This is a genomic window from Hymenobacter defluvii (assembly GCF_017589435.1).
Classification (GTDB): domain Bacteria; phylum Bacteroidota; class Bacteroidia; order Cytophagales; family Hymenobacteraceae; genus Hymenobacter; species Hymenobacter profundi.
Genome location: NZ_JAGETX010000008.1, coordinates 72,498 through 93,649, shown reverse-complemented (window position 1 = coordinate 93,649; position 21,152 = coordinate 72,498). Strand labels below are relative to the sequence as shown.

Genomic DNA, 21,152 nt, shown 5'->3' with positions numbered 1-21,152 from the left:
GTCGTTGCTGATGTTGTTCGCCAGAACAGTGCTGACGCAGATCGTTCAACGACGAGACGCAAGTATGCGTCTCTACAGGGTATACAAATGACTTTTTACGCTACGTACTCCAGCACCCGCCAGCCGTGAGCTTCCACCGTCAGCGCCCTACCCGGCAACAGCTCCTCCGTGAGGCCGCTGAACACGTCGTACCAGGCATTGGTTACAGTGTCGGGTAGTTCCCATTCCAGCGGAGTAGGGGTGCTGTTTACCACCACCAGCACAGCCGCTTCTCCATGCCGACGCACAAAAGCGTAAGCCGTATCCGGCGCCGGCAGCCGCTCGAATCGGCTTTCGCGGACGCCATTGTGCAGGGCCGCGTGGCGCTTTTTGAGCTGGAGTAGCGTGGTGTAGAAGGCCTGCAAGGGGTAGTCGTTCCAGTCAATTGTATCTCTGTCGAAGAAGGCGAGGCGCTTATTCAGAGCGGCTTCTTGACCGGTATACACCAGCGGCATTCCTGGCAGCAGGGCGCACAGCACGGCAAAGGGTAGGGCGTTTTCGCCCAGGCGCTCGTACTCGGTGCCGTCCCAGCTGTTCACGTCGTGGTTGCTGGTGAAGTGCATTAGGTACACGCTGCGCGGGTATTTGGCCCGTTCGGCGGCGAGGTAGGCATCTACCTCGCGCAGCGGCTGCTTGCCCTCAGCCACGTGGTCGAGGAAATAGTGGAGGCGCAGACCAAAGGTCATGTCAAAGGCGCGCTCTAGCAGGCGGGTGTTGCTGTTGAAGTTCTCCCAGGTTTGCCCGCCCGAGGGGTACAGCTCGTCCCACTCGGCCAGCATAAATACGGGTTTCACCTGGTCCAACTCCTGGCGGGCAGCATCCCAGAAATCGGTAGGCACTAGCCCGGCCACATCGCAGCGGTAGCCGTCGATGTCGGTCTCGCGCACCCAATAGAGCAGGGCGTCGGTCATATAGCGGCGCAGTTCCTGGCTGTGGTAGTCCAGGTCTACCACGTCTTCCCAATCAGGAATGGGCGGCACCATCTGGCCGTTTTCGTCTTTGGTGAACCACTCGGGGTGCTCGGTTACCAGCGGGTTGTCCCAACTGGTATGGTTGGCTACCCAGTCCAGAATCACGTGCATGTCCAGGCGGTGCGCTTCTTCCACCACATAGCGCAGATCATCCAGCGTGCCGAACTCCGGATTCACCGCGAAGTAGTCACGCACGGCGTATTGGCTGCCCAGGGTGCCCTTGCGGTGCAGCTCCCCAATCGGGTGAATCGGCATCAACCACACAATGCCAACGCCCATGGCCGCCAAGCGCGGCAGGTGCTCGGCAAACGCCCGAAACGTGCCTTCGGGCGTGTACTGGCGCACGTTTACTTCGTAAATGCTGGCGTGCGCAGCCCAATCGGGGTGTTGAACCTGAAATAAATGCTCGTGCGGATGCGGGGTGAAATCGTGCATGAAAACAGCGTTGACGGAAACGAAACGTACCGTCCTATACGCAAGAGCAGCCCGGAGGTCCGGTTCGGTCTGATTGTTTGCGCCTGCCGGTCCGACGCCGTAGGCGTCCGACCGGTCGTCGTCGCTGTGTTGCTCCAACCTCCTGCTGACGCCTACTCCCCGCGGCGCAGGCATCAGCAACGGCAACCGGTCCGACGCCGTTGGCGTCAGACCGGCAACACCGTTTTACTCCTGTGCTGCCGCTTCCATCAGCTCATATACCTGGTACCCATGCGGCGTGAGCAAGACGCGGCTGCGAGCGCCCAGACGCAACGTCCGCTCACTGAAGATTTCGCGGTAGGTTCCTGCGGGCACCTGGGGTAGGCCAAACGCCTGCTCCTGGTCGGAGGGATTCACGCAGACCACCACCGTGGCGGTGCTTGGTGCACGGCTGCCGGTGCGACGCGCAGTAGCGGGCGTATCTGGCGTTGTAGTGGCCGAGTCGGTAGGGACCGTCTGGCCCTGGCGGTAGAACGCATACACGCCAGCCGGCGTGGACAGGCGCTCGAAGGTAGCGCACGCGTCACCGTTGGTGAGGGCTGCGCTACGCTTTTTGAGTTGCAATAGCTTGGTGTAGAAGTCGCCCAGAGGGTAGGCGTTCCAGTCGATCTGGTCTTTGTCGAAGAACTTCAGGCGCCGTTCAAAGCCCGCTTCCTGCCCGCTATACACCATCGGAATGCCGGGTAGGGTAGTGGTGAGCACAGCCATAGCCAGCGCGTTTTCGCCCAGGCGTTCATACTCGGTGCCGTCCCAGCTGTTCACGTCATGACTGCTGGTGAAATTCATCAGGTAGATGCCCGCCGGGTATTTGGCGCGCTCCGCTTGTCGGTAGGCGTCGATGGCCGCCACGGGCTGTTTGCCCTGGGCGATGCTGTCGAGCAAGTAGTGCAGGCGCAGGGCGTAGGTGGCATCGAAAGCCTGTTCGAGCAGGTGGGTGTTGGGCGTGAACTCGCCGGCTTTCAGGAAGGGCGGGTGGTGCAGCTCGTCCCACTCGGCCAGCATAAATACGGGCTGAATTTTCTCCAGCTCCCGGCGCGTGTCGTTCCAGAAATCGGTGGGCACCATGCCAGCCACATCGCATCGGAAGCCGTCGAACCCGGCGGTTTTCACCCAGTAAGTCATGGTTTCGGTCATATACTGGCGCAGCGCCGGCTTGCTATAGTCGAGGTCGATAACGTCCTGCCAGTCGGCTACGGGAGCTACAAACTGGCCTTGCGCATCTTTGGTGAACCACTCGGGATGCTGCTGGGCCAGCTCGCTGTCCCAACTGGTATGGTTGGCTACCCAGTCTAGAATCACGTGCAAACCCAACTTGTGCGCTTCCTGAATCAGGTGCTGCAAATCAGCCATCGTACCCAATTCGGAGTTCACGGCGCGGTAGTCCTGGATAGAGTAGGGGCTGCCCAACGTGCCCTTGCGTTTTTCCACCCCGATGGGCTGCACTGGCATCAGCCACAAAATCCCTACCCCCATTTGCTGCAAGCGGGGCAAATGCGCCTCAAACGCCCGAAATGTGCCCGCAGGCGTGTATTGCCGCACATTCACCTGGTAGATGCTGGCGTGGGCCGCCCAGGCCGGGTGCTGAATGGTGTAGGGCGCCGACAGCGGCGGGCAGGTAGGGTTGGACTGACAAGCCGCGAAAAACAGGCTTACAAACAGCAGAAGGCAGAAACGCATGCCGAAAAATAGTGCTTTTCGGATGTTATATGGTAATAGCGGGAGGCGCAAACAAAACTTTTATGTCTCCCGTGCAATCTGGAGGCCAGATGTGAGTCGTTCGTAAAAACAACAGGATGCCGATGCACCTTCGTCGGCGCCTTCATACTAGCCTTGACCTTTTCACCACCCTCCATTCCCATCTTTTAGCTGAATGCGTAAACTTCGTTTTCTATTAGCCGCTGCCGTTGGCCTCACGGCTGCCTCTGCCCAGGCCCAGGTCCAAATCCCCAACGCCGGCACCTACGACGCCCACACGCTGTTTTCGCCGCTGTTTCAGAACGACCCCGGCACGGCCTACCGCACGGGCGGCGGCCAGCCCGGTGCTTCTTACTGGCAAAACGCGGCCAGCTACCAGATCAGCGCTACGCTGGACGAAAAGCAGGAGCGCGTGAATGGCTCCGTCACCATCACCTATACCAACAACAGCCCCAGCGCCCTACCTTTCGTGTGGGTGCAGCTCGATCAGAACTTGTTTAAGCGCACCTCCCGCGGCGCCCTGACGACGCCCATCCGCGGGGCCCGTAACGGGGCGCGCTTCGGCAACGCTGCCGATGAGCCCGCTGGTGGCGACAGCCTCCAAACGGTGCGCATTGAGCTGCACGGCAAGAAAAGCACCGCCAAGTATGTGGTGACGGACACGCGCATGCAGATTCAGCTGCCCGAATCCCTGAAGCCCAACGGCGACAAACTGCGCATCAGCATCGACTACTCGTTCTACATCCCGGAGTACGGCTCCGACCGTCTGGGCCGTAAGCAGACGCCCAACGGCCAGATTTACGAAATAGCGCAGTGGTACCCGCGCATGGCCGTGTACGACGATGTGGAGGGCTGGAACACGCTTCCCTACCTCGGGGCAGGCGAGTTTTACCTCGAATACGGTGACTTCGACTACACCATCAACGTGCCCGCCAACTACATCGTGGGCGGCTCAGGCGAGTTGGTGAACCCCAAAGAAGTGCTGACCTCGGCCCAGCAGCGGCGCCTGCAACAGGCCGCCAACTCCGACAAAACCGTGCTGGTGCGCACGCCCGCCGAGGTGACGCAACCCAGCTCGCGTCCGGCCGGCAAAAACGGCCGTCTGACGTGGCACTTCCGCTGCCAGCAGGCCCGCGACGTGGCCTGGGCCGCCTCGCCGGCCTTCGTGTGGGACGCGGCCCGCATGAATCTGCCCAGCGGCAAAAAGTCGCTGGCCATGTCGCTCTACCCGCCCGAGGTGGCCGCCGATTCGGCCTGGGGGCGCTCCACGGAGTACGTGAAGCACAGCATCGAATACAACTCCAAGCAGTGGTTTGAATATACCTACCCCGTGGCTACCAACGTGGCCGGCATTGTGGGCGGCATGGAGTATCCGGGCATCGTGTTTTGCAGCGCCAACTCCAAGGGCGGGCGCCTGTGGAGCGTGACCGACCACGAGTTTGGCCACAACTGGTTTCCAATGATTGTGGGCTCCAACGAGCGCAAGTACCCGTGGATGGACGAGGGTTTCAACACCTTTATCAACATTCACAGCACCCGCAACTTCAACAACGGCGAGTACAAGCCTAACAGCGACAGCGCCAAGTACATTCTGCCCTACCTGCTCCGGGTGCCCGATGCCGATGTGCCCTACACGGCACCCGACGTCACCCAATCCCAATACCTGGGCTTTGCGGCCTACTCCAAGCCGGCCTTCGGGCTGGTGCTGCTGCGCGAAGCTATTCTGGGACCGGAGCGGTTTGATTACGCGTTTCGCACGTACATCAAGCGCTGGGCTTTCAAGCACCCTACCCCCAAAGACTTCTTCCGGACCATGGAAGACGTGGGCGGTGAAGATTTAGGCTGGTTTTGGAAGGAGTGGTTCCTGGAAAACTGGCTGCTCGACCAGGCCGTTACCACCGTCAGCTACGTGAACCAGGACCCTGCCCAGGGTGCCCTCATCACCATCGAAAACAAGGACCGCGCCGCCATGCCGGTGTTTGTGGCCGTGCGTGAAAGCAATGGCAAGGTAGGGCGCGTGAAGCTACCCGTGGAAGTGTGGCAACGCGGCGGCACCTGGACGTTCCGCTACCCCTCCACCTCGCCCCTGGCTCTGGTGCTCCTCAACCCCGACAACCTACTGCCCGACGCGAACCCCAACAACAATTACTGGCTGCCGATGGAGCTTAAATAAGCTGATAGCTACTAGCTGTTGGCTGTTAGCTTTTTGTTCGATGGGAAGCTAACAGCCAACAACTAGTAGCTATCAACCTTTCTTACTGAGCTCATAGCCGATAATGGCCGGCACGTAAAACGTGACGTCGGCCGCGAACTTAGCCATCAATACACCTCCGGCAAAATTGCCTACCCACAGCGGCACGTAGTACAGTAGGGTAGGGCGAATCAGGAAGCTGTCGAGCACTTCGGCCACACCAAACTCAATCACCAGCGCCCGCAGGTTGCGTAGCAAATCCGAGGTAGTGTAGGTATGGCCGGTGGCCTGCAAGCGGCGCTGGGTGGTGCGCACGTCGCGGGCCAGGATCAGCCCGAAATAGGCGACGTTGCCGGCCCAGGTGGAAGCCAGAGCGGCTGTGAGGCGCTGTTGGGTAAGGGCGTAAGCCAGGGCCGCGCCCAGCAGCGTGGCTGCCACCGAGGCCAGCTCGGCCGGCAGGTAGCGCCGCAACCACTCGCGTACGTGCTGCCGCATATGGTAGGAGGTAGGCCAGCACCGAAAAGGCTGTCTGGCGGGTCAGAATTGGTGGTCGAAGATAATGCTCCTATCTTGCCGGCTCAATGGGCGGCCGGCAACAGCCACCGTAAAGCGCCCGTAGAAAAACCGTTTTTCCTTCTTCAATTTCCCTGCTCATGTCTGTTACCTCCGATATCGAAAACACCATTGCCGCCATGGACAACGATCTGCACCGCGTGGACGCCACCGGTCTGCTCGACCAGTGGATCAACCGCCTGCAAGGTTTCGATGGCAAAATCAGCGCGTCGATGGTCGACGAAATGCGTCACCTGCGCGGCATGATTGGTGGCTCTACCAGCAGCGACATCACCAAAATTGCTGATTCTCTGCAAAACCTCTCCAACCTCACGGCCCAAGCTGCTTACGACGGCCACGGCTTCGAGTACGACGCCCTGCGCCACCTCAACCAGAAGCTGGCCTCCGCCGCCGGCCAAATCCGCACCGGGTTGTAAGAAAGAGCAAATTACGATAAGCTCGTGTTCAACATCATCAAACACTGGCTGTCAGCCAGAGCATTTGCTCACCTGACAGTCGGTGTTTTCTGTTTGCATGCATCGTAAGCACCTTTGAATTCAGTGGATAAGTTCAGCATAGCGTACCTGTAATCATGCGACAGAGGTGTGTAGCTAATCTACAACAACCAGTAAGTGCTGATAACCGGGAAGCAGCCTCCATCCTGCTTGCACATAATTATTTACCTTTGGCAGGTTTTACGCTAAGATAAAAACTTACTTTGTCTACGTTTACAACGGTTATAACGAGTTATTTAACAAAAATTTCGCGGCCTTACCACATTACGGCGGCGCTGATCTTTTTGGTTGTCGGGCTGCTACTTTACTGGCCTTACTTGGGGATGATGCCCGAGGGAGCGCACGTATGGCCCCAGACGGATCGGTTGTCGTTGGCAATAAATTTCTACGATTTTGGATTTGACTTCTGGCATCCTCGCACTTCATCCTTTGAGTCTATCGGAGGAATTACTGGCGTTGAGTTTCCTATCCAGCCTTATATAGCATCCTTGGGTGGGCTGGTGTTTGGACGCCAGAATATTCTGACTGTCTTTCGCCTGCTTGATGGGTTAATGGCTTTACTGGGGTTCTGGTATCTGTTTCGCATCGTCTTTGAGCGTACCGGCAGCTTTGTTGCTGGCTTAGTGCCCGGAACTTTCCTCCTCACGGCGCCTACCTACCTGTTCTACGCACTTAGCACGCTGCCCGATCCATTTAGTTTTTCCCTCACGTTCATTGCCTTTTACTACTGGTTGCAGTACTTCGACGCATCCGATAACTTCCGTGATTTACTGAGGGCTTTTGCCATACTTATTCTGGCATCACTAATTAAAACTACCTGTACTCTGCATTTGGGGGCTGTAGCAGGTATTACAGTACTATATGCTCTCTTCGAGCCTGCTCGCTTCACCCAGCGCCAACGGATTCAATTGCTGAGTATTTTAGGGCTCGGGGTAGCGTTGCTTGCCGGGTTTTACGTGCATAATGCACACTTAAACGCCGAGTACCAATCGCAGCAATTTCTGGCTAAACCCATGCCACCCGATGGGGTAGAAACGTGGCATGAGTATCTGCGAGTATTTAGGGAAACGTGGCGGTACGAGTACATTACGCGCGTCGAGTACGATGTGCTATTTGTCTGCGTACTGATTTGCCTCGCGGGTGCTTACAAAAGCTGGCAACAGTTTCCGCGGGTGATCATGCTGCTGCTCGCTTCGCTTGCCATCGCTCCGCTGTTCTACCAGCTAATGGGTGCCCAATTAGCGGTACACGATTATTATATTATCTGTTCCTTCCTGCCACCCATGATCATATGCCTCATCCTGGCCTTACTGCTCATCACAACCACGTTGCGCAAGAGGAAGTGGATACATATTGGTATTACTGTCGGGCTGCTGTTACTCTCAGGCTCTTTTATCTACACCAGCTTTGGTCAGCTAGCGGGTCGCATGAGCGACTACCATCCACCGGCTAGCGTGGGCTATACTCACCGCTGGATGCGGGGTGGTGCGGCGCTCTTAAAACGTGCTGGTGTGCCCCACGAAGCCCACGTGCTGGTGCTTGGAGACTATTCTCCTAACATGGCGCTGACCTTCTTTGATCGGCGTGGCCGCATTATGGCTACCTACCTGCCCGATACGAAGCTAGCGGCAATTGTAGAATATGCGTCGGCGTTCGGTTTAGAGTATGTAATTATGAAAACCGAATCTTATGCCCTCCTAGCCCAGGAGCATACGGCCCTTCTGGAGGCGTTCGAACCAGTGATTGAACAGCCTGTGGTTGTCTTGCGGGTCCGGCATCCAGAGAAGATAGCATGGTGAAGCAGATACAAAATTATTGGCAGCGGCAAAGGAGGCCAACGCAGCTGTGGTGGACCCTCATGGCTAGTATTGGGTTGGTACTAGCCATGACGGCCTGTAAATCACGGCCTGCCCACCAAGATGATGTGCATGAGTACGTAATACTTGACGAAGACTTTGAACAACTGGGTAGCTGGCTCACAGAACCTGCGCCAACGCTTACCAAGGAGCGGGCCCACTCCGGACGTTATGCAGTAAAGGTAGATAAGGAGCACCCGTATTCCATTACCTACCGTCTCACTCTAAATAAAGCGTTCAAGACCCGTCCTCACCGGGTACGACTCAGTGCCTGGGTGTGGGTGGCCAGGTCCAGCGACCAGGCACAACTAGTGTTTTCACTGAACTCGCCTACTTCCAATACTCCTCCTATCTTTACAACACGTATTTATATTGGTGACAATTGGCCTTTTAAACGCTGGGTTCACCTCAGCCGCGACATCGATCTGCCACCTGAGTTTTCATCAGAAAGCCAAATAGTCATTTATCTCTGGCATTGCGCCGCTCAAAATCCGGTGTTTGCCGATGACTGGAAGCTAATAGAAATCCATTAGCCGCCGTTGTGGTAAGGCAAGCTGGCTCATCAATGTGGTACATTGAGCGTTCCTTGCATCAATGTTTTTACGAAACACATGTCGCATTCTTCCTCTCTGCGGTTCTGGGTGTTAGCAATGATAGGTGTATTAGCCGCTTGTAGTATTGCTGCAGACAAAGCTCCTACCGGGGATATCTTGGTTAGCAATGATTTTGAAACCCTAGCCGGATGGATGGGCGCAACGCCTGTTCTTACATTGACGGAGGAGAAAGCACATTCAGGCTGGTATTCCATCAAAGTAGATGGTAGTAATGAATATAGCATTGGCTTCAACAGCACGCTTGGTGCCTTGCACGACGTACGGGTGAAGAAAATCAGGGTCAGTGGATGGGTATTTGTGCCGAGCGAGCAAGCTACTGCCTGCCTGATTACGCATGTGGGTGACGCCATTCCGAAGACCAAACCGTTACTGTGGGACAGTTTTAATATGGTGAAGGAGGTGCAGGGAAAATACAATCAGTGGGTGCACGTAACAAAAGTGCTAGATATACCTATGGCGGCTGATGCTTACACAAACATCGGTTTTTATCTGTGGCGCAATTATGCAAGCAATCAACCTGTGTACTTCGACGATTTAGTCGTGACAGTAGAACCCGGCGCCTAAAGGCTACACTGTTTCGTGTTAACTTATAGTGTTCAGAGGTGTGTGAATAGATAAAACAACTAGTGGAAATTATCCACTAGCTCTACTGGCCCAACACCACGCGCAGCTTGAACTCTCTGGTTAGGCCAGCTTCCGTGCGCAGATTGTGCGAGATGCGCAGCTTGTAAACTCCATCCTTCGGGGTAGAAACAGAAACTGTAGTGCCAAATGGCCCATTTGCTTCTCCATCGGGCTGAATCACCTGCGCGAAGCGGATATTCGGCAGTGAGTCTGGCGCCAGCAGCGTGGCAGAAAGCTTGCGTTTGCTCTGCACCGGAATACTGGCTATAAATTCCTGATTGACCGTTTTTAACTCTCCCAACACGGTCACTGAGCTGTCGTTGGCCGGGAACGTAACTTGAACCGTGCTATCGGCGCGGGCGTCGATGACAGCTGAGGTAGAGGCCGTTTCGGGTGCCGGCGGGGTGGTGTTTTCGGCTGGTACGGTGGCGGTTTTGGAATTTGTGCTGCACGCCGCCAAGCAGAGGCCGAAGCCCAGGTACATCCATTTACTCATTGCTTTTCAGGTAGTAGGATAGATGAAAGAGTTTGGCTAATACCCCGCGGCCGTATCATCGCCCCGCGGGTCGGCACCGCCTTCCAGGCGGCCGTCGGGAAGCACCCGAATGGCCTCCACGCGGCCCCAAGCGGCGCGGGGTGCCAGTTTGTAGCCGTGGGCGCGGAGCGTATCGGCCGCGGCCGGAATCAGGGCGTCTTGCTCTACATCTATCTGGTCTGGGAGCCACTGGTGGTGCAGGCGCGGCGCGGCCACGGCCTGCTGCGGATTGAAACCGTAGTCCACCACGTTCAGAATAGTTTGCAACACGCTGGTAATGATAGTGCTGCCACCGGGGGTACCCACCACCAGCTTCAGCTGCCCGTTCTGCGTGAGAATGGCCGGCGTCATGCTGGACAACATGCGCTTGCCGGGCTGAATGGCGTTGGCCGTGCCGCCCACCAGGCCGTAGGCGTTGGGCGTGCCGGCCTTGCTGCTGAAATCGTCCATTTCGTTGTTCAGAATGAAGCCTGCACCGGCTACTACCACCTTGCTACCATAGGCACCATTGAGGGTAGTAGTGCAGGATACCGCGTTGCCCTGGGCGTCCACAATATTGTAGTGCGTAGTCTGGTCCGACTCGTAGCCGGGTAGGCCCGCGCCGGCCTGCACCTGGGCACTGGGGGTAGCCCGCACGGGTAGGGTAGTGGCCATGCGCTGCCGGTTGTAAGCGGAATCTAAAAGCTGTGTTACGGGCACGCGGCCGAAGTCCGGGTCGCCCAGGTAGGTGGCGCGGTCGGCGTACACGCGCCGTTCGGCCTCTGTTACCACGTGCACCTCTTGGGGCGTGTGCCAGCCCATACGGCCCAAGTCGTAGGGCTGTAGCATTTGCAGCATTTGGAGCAGCGCCACACCGCCGCTGCTGGGCGGCGGAAATGTTAGTACGTCGTAGCCGCGGTACTGGCCGTGCAGGGGCGTGCGCCACTTGGGTTGATAATCGGCTAGGTCTTGCTTGGTGATTAGGCCCTTGCCGCGCTGCATTTCAGCCACCACCAAATCGGCGGTCTGGCCTTGGTAGAAACCGGCGCGGCCCTGGTCGCGGATGCGGGTGAGCGTCTGGGCTAGGTCGGGGTATTTGACGACGTCTCCCTCAGCCCAATTACCGCTGGTTTTGATGTAGGCCGCATTAGGCGTGAACTTCGCAAACTCGGCGCGGGTGCGGTTGAGGCCAGCAGCTTCTTTAGTAGTCAGACGCAGGCCGTTGGTGGCTAGATCGATAGCCGGCTGCACTACTTCGCGCCAGGGCAGTTTGCCCAGCTTCTGGTGCAGCGCCTCCATGCCAGCTACCGTGCCGGGCACGCCTACCGCCAGGTGGCCCAAGGTGCTGCGGTTGGGCACCACGTTGCCCTGCGCATCGAGATACATGTCGCGGGTAGCGGCGGCCGGCGCGGTTTCCCGGAAGTCGAGGGCGCCTTCCTGGCCATCGGCTCCGTGGTAGAGCAGGAAGCCGCCGCCGCCAATGTTGCCAGCCACGGGTAGGGCTACAGCTAGGGCAAACTGCACGGCCACAGCCGCATCGTAGGCATTGCCTCCCTTCCGCAAAATCTCAACCCCAATGCGCGTGGCCTCCGGGTGTGCCGATACCACCATGGCTTTATCCGTGACAACCGGCGAAACAGCGGGCGGACGAGCTGCCAACGACAGCGGCGCTATGGCCACGGTAGGCGTAGTAAACGGGGTAGTACGGCTGGTAGAACAAGCTGTTAGCGCGGCCAGGGCCAACGGGAGCAAACGAATTTTCATGCAGGCAAGGTAAGAGATGACCAGAGGTTGTCCTACTGACGGAGGTAGGAAAAGGTGCAATGCCGACCAGATAACTTGCTAGAGAAATAGTTTGCCAACTATATTTATTGCGTCAAATAAGTTACATAGTAATGAATAGGTATATGTGTTCTGATGAATTAGAATATATCCGGGAGGTACCGGGCCTAATAGTAAGTTATGACCAAACAAACCAGTGGCTGTATGCCGATTGGTACGGCGAGCATACCCCTGAGTCTTCGGCCGTTGCATGCCAGCTAATGTTGGAAGTGGCACAGGAAAGGCGCTGCGCTAAAATCCTGAACGATAATTCCAACATCACCCACAGTACCGCTCGGATTACGGACGTAGGTTGGCAATGGATGCGTGACATCTACGCCTCTGGGGTGTACTATTTTGTGTGGGTGAGCCCAACGTCAGCCATGGACGAACAGATGCGTGAAAATGCGCTGCGTTCCAGCGGCCGCCCCTTTGTGGTGACGTTCCCGGACCTTGCTTCGGCGTGTAGCTGGTTGCTTCGGCAAGTGGTTCCCAAGGAGCAAGTAGGCGAGTAAGAAAGGCACGCGGCCAACCGTACGCGCCGCAATTCGTTGGTAGTCGTAGCTTTGCTATTCAACCCTTTCTGCCATGACCACCACCGAAACGACCGAGTCTACGCCCGCTGCGCCTACCCTGCCAATTGTTGCGCAAGACCCCTGGCTGACGCCCTATGAGCCGGTACTGCTGGCTCGCCAGGAGCGCCTGCGCCAGCGCCTGCACGAGATTGAGGCCCAGTGCGAATCGCTGAGCAAGTTTGCTCAGGCACACGAGCGCCTGGGTCTCAACTACGACGGCCGCCGCCGCGGGTATTGGTACCGCGAGTGGGCCCCCGCGGCCGAGGCGCTCTACCTCGTGGGCGACTTCAACGGCTGGGACCGGCAGGCCACACCCCTACAGAAAGGGCCAGATGGTGTGTGGGAACGGTTCTTTCCCGACCGCGAGTACCGCGACCGGCTCACCCACGGCAGCCGCTATAAAGTGCACGTGGTCACTTGGCGCGAGGCCAAAGACCGACTACCCGCCTACCTGCGCCGCGCCGTGCAGGACGAGGAAACCAAGGATTTCGCTGCCCAAATATGGCGCCCCGAGCAGCCCTTCCAGTGGACTGACCAAAAGTTTCGGGTGTCGAACTACGTGCGGGAGCCGTTTATTTATGAATGCCACGTAGGCATGGCCACCGAGGAAGGCCGCATTGGCACCTACCTAGAGTTTGCTGATACAGTATTGCCTCGTGTGCAAGCGCTAGGCTATAACTGCATTCAGCTGATGGCTGTGATGGAGCACCCCTACTACGGCTCGTTTGGGTATCATGTGGCCAACTTTTTTGGGGTGTCGTCGCGGTTTGGTACACCCGAGGAGCTGAAGCATTTGGTAAACGAAGCGCACCGCCGGGGCATTGCCGTGCTGCTGGATGTGGTGCATTCCCACGCCGTGAAAAACGAAGCCGAGGGCCTGGCGAACTTCGATGGCTCCGGTGGGCAGTACTTCCACCAGGGCAGCCGGGGCGAGCATCCGGGCTGGGACTCCCGCCTGTTCGACTACGGCAAGCCCGAGGTGCAGCAGTTCTTGCTCAGTAACTTACGCTATTGGTTGGAGGAGTTTCACTTCGACGGTTTCCGATTCGATGGAGTCACCAGCATGCTCTACCACCATCACGGCGAGGGGGTAGGCTTTGGTGACTACAGCCAGTATTTCGGGCCAGAGGTAGACGATGATGCCGTGCTCTACCTGCAACTGGCGGCCTCGCTGGTGCGCGAGCAGAAGCGCAGCGCTCTTTTGATTGCCGAGGACATGAGCGGCATGCCCGGCCTGTGCCGTCCCATTCCAGAGGGTGGCATCGGGTTCGACTACCGCCTGGCCATGGGCATTCCCGATTACTGGATCAAGCTGCTCAAGCACACCCGCGACGAGGACTGGAATCTGCATGACCTCTGGTACACGCTCACCAACCGTCGTCTGGGCGAGAAAACGGTAGCTTATGCCGAAAGCCACGACCAAGCCCTAGTAGGCGATAAAACGCTGGCACACTGGCTGATGGATGCTGCTATCTACACCCACATGCAGAAAGACGACCCTGATCCTGTTGTGGCGCGGGGCATGGCCCTGCATAAGCTCATTCGGATGACTACGCTAGCCTTGGGTGGCGAGGCTTACCTCAACTTCATCGGCAACGAGTTTGGGCACCCGGAGTGGGTCGATTTTCCGCGGGCCGGCAACAACTGGAGCCACCACTACGCCCGCCGGCAATGGTCGCTGGCTAATAATCCTGATCTGAAATTCCAATACCTGCAAGCTTTCGACGAGGCGATGGTAGGGCTGGCCCGCACCGAGCGCCTGCTAGCCGCCGGTCCTGCCCGCGAGCTGAACATCGACACCACCAACCAAGTATTGGCCTTCGAGCGGGGTGGATTGGTATTCGTGTTCAACTTCCACATCAACAACAGCGTGCCCGACTACCGTTTCTACGTGCCCGAGCCCGGCCGCTACCGCCTACTACTCAACTCCGACGACGCTCGCTTCGACGGCTTCAGCCGCATCAACGACGACGGCGTCTACTTCACCCAGCCCGATGAGGAAGGCACCGGCCAGCAGCTCAGCATCTACGCCATCAACCGCGCCGTGCTCGTCTTCAAGCGTGAGGATTAGAGGTATGGATGTGAGGGTAGTAATAGAACGCCTGTCATCCTGAGCACAGCGAAGGACCTTATCACGCGTGAACGACCGATGTAACAACGACTCGTTCTGCGGACATAAGGTCCTTCGCTGTGCTCAGGATGACAGGCGTTCTATTACTATCCTCACACCCATACCCTTAATCAAACCGATCCAGGATTTCCTGGATGCGCTGGCGGCGGGCGTCTGCCGATTTGGCCCGGCCTACCCACTGACTTAGCTCCTTGCGTTCGGGGTAGGGCAGCTCGTTGAACTGCGCTTGCAGGCCCGTGCTGCGGAGTGCCTGAGCTAAGGGTTTGGGAAGTTCCAGGGTTTCCTCCGTGTCGGGGCGGAGTACTACGTGTACGATTTCGGGCCAGTTTTTGTCGATGGCTCTGCGCACTTCCTTGGGTACGCACAACTCATGCTGACCAGCATCGGCGGGCGTCAGCGACAGGCGAATCGGGAAGCCGTCGATGGTGCCGATGATGGCAAATGGGCCTTTGGCGCCATACACCTCGGCCACGCTAAAGGGTAATAGCAAGTATACGCCGCCGTCGGTGTCGTGCAGTTCCAGGGCGGCGTCAAAGGATTGTTCCAGGGAAGAAGTCATGGACAAAGATACGGGGGGCCGACTGAATCCAGTCGGCCCCCCGTTTTCCTTAGCGCTGATTACGAATTGTGAAATGATCGAACGCCACCGTCACATCGGTAGGTCCCTGCGCCAGCAGCCCTACCCGGATGCCCCGGTCCCACGGTGGCAGGTAGGTACCGTTGATAGCGAAGCTGTCCAGAGGCATCGGCTCCCAGGTCACGCCATTCAGGCTGTAGGAGAAGCGGTAGCGCTGTCCTCCCCACGCCTCCACGCGCAGCCCTAGGTTGCGGTTTGGCTCCACAGCTACTTCCGTCAGGCACTGCGAAACGCCATTTTTAACGTGCCAGAGCTGTAGTTTGTCGTTACTAGCCATCAAGGCCAGGGCATTGTGCGGGTCGCCTACTGCCGTAAGGCCGGCAAACGTACCGATGGGTAGCACAGCCGCATTGAGAGCCGTAGTAGCCTTGTAGGTAGCCGCGTAGGTGCGTTGGGCCACTAGGGCGCCCAACTCATCGGGGCAGGCTTGCAGCAGCAATTGCCCGTCGCCGATGCCCACCACGGGCTTCTTGCCAATGGGCCATTGCCAGCTTTCGGCTAGGTGGTTGCCAGCAAACGTGTCGGTCAGATTTAGGCGGCTTACGTTTTGTAGCGGAGCGGCTTGGGGGCTGTTGCCCTCAAACTCTGGCCAGCCTTCGGCATTCCAGCTGAACTCGCTGAGAATGCCCTGCCGGCCCACAAACTCGTGGCTGCTGGCATGGTAGGCGTGGTGCAGCAGAAACCAGCGACCATCGTACTCGGCCACGGTGCCGTGGCCGGGGCAGCTCCATACCTTGTTTTTCTTCAGAATAGGGTTCTGCGGGCATTTCTCCCACGGCCCCAGCAGCTGGCGGGCACGCGCCACGCCGGTGGCGTAGGTGCAGCCGCTGCCGCAGCAGCCGTTGCCGGCGTAGAACATATAAAAATACCCATCGTGTTGGGCAAAGGCCGAGCCTTCTACCAGGTTGCCTTCCCAAGGCATATCGTTGCGAAACAGCTCCACCGGCGCGTCGCCCATCAGGGCCGTGCGCTCCTCATTCAGGCGCTGTGCCCACAGGGGGGTAGGGTTGCCGTAAGCGTTGCCGTCTTCCTTCCACACCAAGTACAACTCGCCGTTTTCATCCCGAATCGGAAAGCCGTCGATAGAACCCTGTGCCTGGCCCACCAGCGGGCCATGGTCGAGGTAGGGGCCGGCGGGGTCGTCGGCCGAGGCCATGGCTACGCACAGCGGGCCACCCTTTTGGCGGGCAGTATAGCAGATATAGGTCTTACCGTCTTCGTAGCTGATTTCGGGTGCCCAGAAACTGGCTTCGGCCCACTCTGGCTTATCAGCAAACACGTGGCTGACCAACTCCCAGTCCACTAAGTTGGTCGATTTGAATAAGGGAAAAACAGGACCCCACTCGGCCGAGGTAGCGCTGGCCCAGTACATGTCCCCGATTTTAGTAACGGTTGGGTCCGGGAAGTCGCCGGGGAGTACTACGTTGGCGTAGGTGGTGCGCGGCTCGGTGGCCACGGGTGGCGCTACGCTGAGGGTAGGGGTAGAGTCGGTAGGCACCTGCCCCCGGCACTCCGCCGAATAATCGGATGGCAGAGCCAACGAACGGGCTTCATTTTCGAAAGCAAAAGACACGATGAGAGGAGGCTAGGGTGGAAGCCATATACCTGACTGCAACCGGTAACTTCAAAAAGTCCAACCGCATCAGGACTGCTCAGGGAGGGGTTGAGCAGGTAGTACGCACAGGCAATAGCGTCTACCCTGCTAGTAATAGCAAAGCCTATACCAGCAGTAAGGCCAGTGTGGATCTGCTGGGTATCTTCATTACTTAAAACGCAGATAGCAAAAAGGTTATACTAAGTGAATTAATGAGATTGAAAGCAACATCAGACCCTGCAAGGCGTATTAAGAATTGTATATATTATGACTGTGCACCATGGAATTACAACCCTTATTCGAAACCCCTAATTTTACAATTGCGCACGATGATTTGCACCACTGGCTCTACATATCTTGGCGCGGCGAATATGACTTCACGGCAGTCATTACGGGCTGTATCCTTATTCTACGGCACATAGAGCTGACCAAATCGCAAAAAATTCTGAACGACAGCAGCCAGGTGCTAGACGGTTGGAATGAAGTGACCCGTTGGGTAGGAGAGTCGTTTTTTCAGGAGCTCGCTAACCATGGTGTACTGGCCGTGGCTTGGGTAAAGGCGGAAGACTGGCCGGCCCAGGCTGCCATCAACGAAGCCATGCAGTATGTGTCTCAACCCCTGGCCGATACCTTTGATGATACTGTGGCGGCCTGTCGCTGGCTGGAAAATATCCGGTGAAACACACCTTATCTATACACAAAAAGCCCGGCTGATGCATGTCAGCCAGGCTTTTTGCGCGGAGAGAAACAAGTTATACGGTTGCTAGAACCACATCTTCCAATACTTGGCGTAGGCCTTCGGTCAGGCTATCGGGTTGGAGGTGTACGCGCTGGGTAGGGAGGCCGTACTTGGTGATAAGACGCTCCCGCAGCTCGGCAGTAGCAGCCAGCACCAAGTCGGCGCGGCGCAGGGCCAGGCGCTCCAGCTCCATAATCCAGCCCCGATCGAGGGGGGTGTCGCGGTCGGCGGCCAGCGTGTGCACGTGCAGCACCAGCGGGTGGCCCGTGAGCTGCCGGATTTCCAAACCAGCCAGCCAGGCGGGCCAGTCGGCGGCATAGGTCACGGCAAACTGTTCCTGCAACGCCAGACGGGTAGCAAAGCGGGCGTACTGAATCACCCGAAAGTTCAGGTCACCACCGTCGCCGGCGTGGGCGCTCAGCACGGCCAGTGCCTCGGAGGGAGCCGAGCGCTCAGCAGATGCTGGCGCAGAAGTGGGCGCTGTTTCCACATCTTCCTTTCCCTGATCCAAATCGTTGGCTTCGGCGGCGTCGGGCTCACCACCGGTAGCGGCAAATGCATCGGCATCCAGCAAAGCCGATGCAGAGTCGGTAAGGGCCGAATCGGTGGCGGGCGCAAAGGGCTGCGCTACTTCATCAATAGAATGCTCGGCACCCACGTATGGAAAGCTAGGGTAGGCCACCGGGGTAAGCTGCTCAGAAGGTAGGTAGGCATCGGCGGCGTTGAGCTCGGCCAACGTCAGGTTGCCAATGCCGGTGACGTGTGCCTCGGCGGGCAATTCTGTGTCGCTGGCCGGCAAATGCGGCAGCAGCACCGCCAATTGCGTGTAGGGGGCCAGTGCCCGCGCCAGCTCCAGGGTGTCGGGAGTAGCCACATCTCCGGTCGGATAGGCGTTGTCCCAGCCCAGCAGCAATACCTTCAGATTGTTCATTTTCATAAGCAGCAGAAACCGGATTAGACCGGCACTAGGGTAGATAAAGCCAGTACAGGTGACCATCGACCTGCTTTTAGGCAGGCCTGGCCTAATGTTAGATAAAATTCGGGGGAATCAGTTTTACCTTGCGAACTTATGCAGATGGCACCAGCTTTGCCACGCTTTTTTTTGATTCTCTTCTCCCGACCCCGCAACGGCCTTTATGTTTCAGGAAAATAATTACATGGTAAACGACCTGGCGGCACGCGCGCGCCAGGAATTTCGTCCGGGACAGGTAGTAGCGTGCGAGCAACAAGGCAGTGATTTTTTGTTTACCTGCGACAACGGCGTACGGTTGCGCTTGCACGTTATTAATGACAAAATTCTGCGCTTTCGCTACGCCACCGACGGCCAGTTTGCGCCCGATTTCAGCTACGCCCTGCCACCCGACCAAGCTCGCACGGCGCCCGAGCTGCTGGAGTTCCGCGAGAAGTCCGACCACTACCGCATCACCACGGCCCGCCTGATTTGCGTGCTAGGCAAAGAAAACCTGCACACCCGCATCCTGGACCGCTCCGGCACGGTGCTCTGCGAGGACGATAAGGGATTTCACTGGCAGTACAACGACGACACCGGCAACGACCTAGTGCTCATGAGCAAGCAGGTGCAAAGCGGCGTGTGCTACTACGGCCTCGGCGACAAGCCCGCCAACATGAACCTGCGCGGCTCGCGCTTCACCAACTGGGGCACCGACACCTACGGCTACGTGAAGGGCTCCGACCCGCTCTACAAGAACATTCCGTTTTACTTGGAGCTGCAACAGAAAATCGCCCACGGCATTTTCTTCGACAACACTTTTAAGAGCTACTTCGACTTTGCCGCTGAGCGGGCCGATGTAACCAGTTTCTGGGCCGATGGCGGTGAGATGAACTACTACTTCATCTACGGACCTACCCTTTTGGAAGTCAGCCAAGAGTATACGCGCCTCACGGGGCCGCCCGAGCTGCCCCCGCTGTGGGCGCTGGGCTACCACCAGTGCAAATGGAGCTACTTCCCCGAGCAGAAGTTCCGCGACATCGCGCAGGGCTTCCGGGAACGGCAGATTCCCTGCGACGCCCTCTACCTCGATATTGACTACATGGATGGCTACCGGTGCTTCACTTGGTCGCCTACCCACTTCCCCGAGCCCGCTAAGATGGTGCGGGAGCTGGCTGAGGACGGTTTCAAAACCGTGGTTATCATCGACCCTGGCATCAAAATCGACCCGGAGTACGAGGTGTACACCGAGGCGCTGGAGAAGGACTACTTCTGCCGCCGCGCCGATGGGCCGCTGATGAAAGGCTCGGTGTGGCCTGGCCTCTGCAACTTCCCAGACTACACGCGCCCCGCTGTGCGCGAGTGGTGGGCCGGCCTGTTTAAAGGGCTGATTCAGGACATTGGGGTGAAGGGCGTGTGGAACGACATGAACGAGCCGGCCGTGTTCGAAACCGGCACTTTCCCCGCCGACGTGCGCTTTGATTACGACGGTCACGCAGGTTCGCACCGCAAGGCGCACAACGTGTATGGCATGCAGATGGCCCGCGCCACCAACGCCGGCGTGAAGCGCTTTGCCTACCCCAACCGGCCCTTCACCATCACGCGCTCCACCTATTCTGGCGGGCAGCGCTACTCCTCCGGCTGGACCGGCGACAACCTTGCCTCCTGGGAGCACCTGTGGCTGGCTAATATTCAGTGCCAGCGCCTGAGCATCAGCGGGTTTTCGTTTATTGGGAGTGATGTAGGCGGCTTTATTGATACGCCCGACGGTGAGTTGTACGCCCGCTGGATTGCGCTGGCGGCCTTCCACCCGTTCTTCCGCACGCACAGTTCCGGCGACCACGGCGACCAGGAGCCCTGGAGCTTCGGCGACCAGGTGACGGACCTGGCACGTCACTTTATTTCATTGCGCTACCGCTTGCTGCCTTACATGTATACTGCCTTCTGGCAGTACGTGCAGGAGGGCACACCCATGTTACGCCCGTTGGTATTCCTCGATCAGAATGACACCAACACCTACCTGCGCATGGCCGAGTTTGCCCTCGGCGACAACCTGCTGGTGTGCCCCATCACCACGCCCGGCGTAGACGGCCGCTGGATGTACCTCCCCACCGGCGACTGGTACTACTGGTGGACCGACGAAGTAAAAGCTGGCGGCGCCGAAGTGTGGGCCGTAGCAAACCTCGACCGGATTCCGCTGTTTGTGAAAGCCGGTGCCGTGGTGCCGTTGGCGCCCGTATTGCAGTACGTGGGCCAAGCGCCCATCGAGCAACTGACGTTGCATGTGTACTTCAAAAACGGCACTGCCGAAAGCGTACACTACGACGATGGCGGCGAGGGCTACGCCTACCAGGAAGCCGGCCAGCAAACCGTGCGCCGCTTCACAGTAGCTGGCTCGGCACAGGGCCTGCTGCTCACGCAAGCCATCGAAGGCCCTTACCAGCCCAGCTATACTACCTACCAGGTAGTATTCCACGGCCTGCCCACGGCAGCCGTGCAGGTAGAGGCTGATGGTAATATGTTAGATGCGAACGACTACGCAACTGAAACCAACGTTACCCTACCCAGTGTGATAGTGGATGCCAGCTTCGGCGAAATCGTGGTGAAGCTGGCGGCGGAGTAACGCCTAGCATCTGCCGGACCGGCAAGCGTCATCTATAT

Annotated in this window: 17 protein-coding genes; 9 read left to right on the top strand and 8 right to left on the bottom strand. The window is 58.0% G+C overall.

The window, feature by feature from the left end; genetic code table 11:
• Nucleotides 1-95 precede the first annotated feature (95 nt).
• Both J4D97_RS14715 and J4D97_RS14710 read right to left on the bottom strand, forming a co-directional pair.
• Nucleotides 96-1,445 carry an alpha-amylase family glycosyl hydrolase gene (locus tag J4D97_RS14715; RefSeq protein ID WP_208308201.1) on the bottom strand — a complete coding sequence of 450 codons (1,350 nt, stop codon included), beginning with the start codon at nt 1,443-1,445 and terminating at the stop codon, nt 96-98.
• A 225-nt stretch (nt 1,446-1,670) separates the two neighbouring features.
• Nucleotides 1,671-3,161 (bottom strand): alpha-amylase family glycosyl hydrolase, encoded by a 1,491-nt coding sequence (locus J4D97_RS14710; RefSeq protein WP_208308200.1) that lies wholly within the window; start codon nt 3,159-3,161, stop codon nt 1,671-1,673.
• 193 nt (nt 3,162-3,354) lie between these two features.
• Between J4D97_RS14710 and J4D97_RS14705 the strand changes: the two genes are divergently transcribed.
• Nucleotides 3,355-5,352, top strand: a complete 1,998-nt coding sequence (locus J4D97_RS14705; RefSeq protein WP_208308199.1) for a M1 family metallopeptidase — start codon at nt 3,355-3,357, stop codon at nt 5,350-5,352.
• A 72-nt stretch (nt 5,353-5,424) separates the two neighbouring features.
• On the opposite strand, the gene J4D97_RS14700 is transcribed toward J4D97_RS14705, so the two are convergent.
• Entirely contained in the window at nt 5,425-5,865 is a 441-nt protein-coding gene (locus tag J4D97_RS14700; protein ID WP_208308198.1) for a hypothetical protein, read from the bottom strand.
• A 158-nt stretch (nt 5,866-6,023) separates the two neighbouring features.
• Between J4D97_RS14700 and J4D97_RS14695 the strand changes: the two genes are divergently transcribed.
• From J4D97_RS14695 to J4D97_RS14680, 4 genes are all read left to right on the top strand, one after another.
• Nucleotides 6,024-6,359, top strand: coding sequence for a hypothetical protein (locus J4D97_RS14695; RefSeq protein WP_185280830.1), 336 nt, complete (start codon nt 6,024-6,026; stop codon nt 6,357-6,359).
• A gap of 281 nt (nt 6,360-6,640) precedes the next feature.
• Nucleotides 6,641-8,236: a hypothetical protein gene (locus J4D97_RS14690; protein WP_208308197.1), complete on the top strand. Its 1,596-nt coding sequence runs from the start codon at nt 6,641-6,643 to the stop codon at nt 8,234-8,236.
• A gap of 59 nt (nt 8,237-8,295) precedes the next feature.
• The gene (locus J4D97_RS14685; protein WP_208308196.1) at nt 8,296-8,826 is read left to right on the top strand and encodes a hypothetical protein; all 531 of its coding nucleotides are present in this window, start codon (nt 8,296-8,298) and stop codon (nt 8,824-8,826) included.
• Between the two features lie 78 nt (nt 8,827-8,904).
• Nucleotides 8,905-9,471 (top strand): hypothetical protein, encoded by a 567-nt coding sequence (locus tag J4D97_RS14680; protein WP_208308195.1) that lies wholly within the window; start codon nt 8,905-8,907, stop codon nt 9,469-9,471.
• 82 nt (nt 9,472-9,553) lie between these two features.
• On the opposite strand, the gene J4D97_RS14675 is transcribed toward J4D97_RS14680, so the two are convergent.
• Together J4D97_RS14675 and ggt are read right to left on the bottom strand one after the other, a co-directional pair.
• Nucleotides 9,554-10,027 (bottom strand): hypothetical protein, encoded by a 474-nt coding sequence (locus J4D97_RS14675; RefSeq protein ID WP_208308194.1) that lies wholly within the window; start codon nt 10,025-10,027, stop codon nt 9,554-9,556.
• Nucleotides 10,028-10,063: 36 nt separating this feature from the next.
• Nucleotides 10,064-11,809: a gamma-glutamyltransferase gene (gene ggt / locus J4D97_RS14670; RefSeq protein WP_243900329.1), complete on the bottom strand. Its 1,746-nt coding sequence runs from the start codon at nt 11,807-11,809 to the stop codon at nt 10,064-10,066.
• A 143-nt stretch (nt 11,810-11,952) separates the two neighbouring features.
• Here ggt and J4D97_RS14665 point away from each other — a divergent pair, with 143 nt between their 5' ends.
• A complete protein-coding gene (locus J4D97_RS14665) occupies nt 11,953-12,381 on the top strand; it encodes a hypothetical protein (RefSeq protein WP_208308193.1) in 429 nt (142 codons plus the stop codon).
• Between the two features lie 73 nt (nt 12,382-12,454).
• The gene (locus tag J4D97_RS14660; RefSeq protein ID WP_208308192.1) at nt 12,455-14,512 is read left to right on the top strand and encodes an alpha amylase C-terminal domain-containing protein; all 2,058 of its coding nucleotides are present in this window, start codon (nt 12,455-12,457) and stop codon (nt 14,510-14,512) included.
• A gap of 166 nt (nt 14,513-14,678) precedes the next feature.
• Here J4D97_RS14660 and J4D97_RS14655 read toward each other — a convergent pair whose 3' ends face one another.
• Both J4D97_RS14655 and J4D97_RS14650 read right to left on the bottom strand, forming a co-directional pair.
• Nucleotides 14,679-15,131 carry a YdeI/OmpD-associated family protein gene (locus J4D97_RS14655; protein WP_208308191.1) on the bottom strand — a complete coding sequence of 151 codons (453 nt, stop codon included), beginning with the start codon at nt 15,129-15,131 and terminating at the stop codon, nt 14,679-14,681.
• 49 nt (nt 15,132-15,180) lie between these two features.
• Entirely contained in the window at nt 15,181-16,782 is a 1,602-nt protein-coding gene (locus J4D97_RS14650) for a family 43 glycosylhydrolase (protein ID WP_347879349.1), read from the bottom strand.
• Between the two features lie 301 nt (nt 16,783-17,083).
• On the opposite strand from J4D97_RS14650, the gene J4D97_RS14645 reads away from it, so the two are divergent.
• Nucleotides 17,084-17,482, top strand: coding sequence for a hypothetical protein (locus J4D97_RS14645; RefSeq protein ID WP_208308190.1), 399 nt, complete (start codon nt 17,084-17,086; stop codon nt 17,480-17,482).
• 73 nt (nt 17,483-17,555) lie between these two features.
• Here the strand turns inward: J4D97_RS14645 and J4D97_RS14640 are convergent, their stop codons facing one another.
• Nucleotides 17,556-18,479 carry a glycosyltransferase gene (locus J4D97_RS14640; RefSeq protein WP_208308189.1) on the bottom strand — a complete coding sequence of 308 codons (924 nt, stop codon included), beginning with the start codon at nt 18,477-18,479 and terminating at the stop codon, nt 17,556-17,558.
• 199 nt (nt 18,480-18,678) lie between these two features.
• Between J4D97_RS14640 and J4D97_RS14635 the strand changes: the two genes are divergently transcribed.
• Nucleotides 18,679-21,114, top strand: a complete 2,436-nt coding sequence (locus J4D97_RS14635) for a glycoside hydrolase family 31 protein (RefSeq protein ID WP_243900328.1) — start codon at nt 18,679-18,681, stop codon at nt 21,112-21,114.
• The last annotated feature ends 38 nt before the right edge of the window (nt 21,115-21,152 follow it).

Bases quoted from the DNA above. Each gene is read 5' to 3' on its own strand.
- J4D97_RS14695 (WP_185280830.1), top strand. From the start codon at position 6,024: ATGTCTGTTACCTCCGATATCGAAAACACCATTGCCGCCATGGACAAC.
- ggt (WP_243900329.1), bottom strand. From the start codon at position 11,809: ATGAAAATTCGTTTGCTCCCGTTGGCCCTGGCCGCGCTAACAGCTTGT.
- J4D97_RS14715 (WP_208308201.1), bottom strand. From the start codon at position 1,445: ATGCACGATTTCACCCCGCATCCGCACGAGCATTTATTTCAGGTTCAA.
- J4D97_RS14700 (WP_208308198.1), bottom strand. From the start codon at position 5,865: ATGCGGCAGCACGTACGCGAGTGGTTGCGGCGCTACCTGCCGGCCGAG.
- J4D97_RS14640 (WP_208308189.1), bottom strand. From the start codon at position 18,479: ATGAAAATGAACAATCTGAAGGTATTGCTGCTGGGCTGGGACAACGCC.
- J4D97_RS14660 (WP_208308192.1), top strand. From the start codon at position 12,455: ATGACCACCACCGAAACGACCGAGTCTACGCCCGCTGCGCCTACCCTG.
- J4D97_RS14645 (WP_208308190.1), top strand. From the start codon at position 17,084: ATGGAATTACAACCCTTATTCGAAACCCCTAATTTTACAATTGCGCAC.
- J4D97_RS14665 (WP_208308193.1), top strand. From the start codon at position 11,953: ATGTGTTCTGATGAATTAGAATATATCCGGGAGGTACCGGGCCTAATA.
- J4D97_RS14705 (WP_208308199.1), top strand. From the start codon at position 3,355: ATGCGTAAACTTCGTTTTCTATTAGCCGCTGCCGTTGGCCTCACGGCT.
- J4D97_RS14680 (WP_208308195.1), top strand. From the start codon at position 8,905: ATGTCGCATTCTTCCTCTCTGCGGTTCTGGGTGTTAGCAATGATAGGT.
- J4D97_RS14675 (WP_208308194.1), bottom strand. From the start codon at position 10,027: ATGAGTAAATGGATGTACCTGGGCTTCGGCCTCTGCTTGGCGGCGTGC.
- J4D97_RS14685 (WP_208308196.1), top strand. From the start codon at position 8,296: ATGGCTAGTATTGGGTTGGTACTAGCCATGACGGCCTGTAAATCACGG.
- J4D97_RS14655 (WP_208308191.1), bottom strand. From the start codon at position 15,131: ATGACTTCTTCCCTGGAACAATCCTTTGACGCCGCCCTGGAACTGCAC.
- J4D97_RS14710 (WP_208308200.1), bottom strand. From the start codon at position 3,161: ATGCGTTTCTGCCTTCTGCTGTTTGTAAGCCTGTTTTTCGCGGCTTGT.
- J4D97_RS14635 (WP_243900328.1), top strand. From the start codon at position 18,679: ATGTTTCAGGAAAATAATTACATGGTAAACGACCTGGCGGCACGCGCG.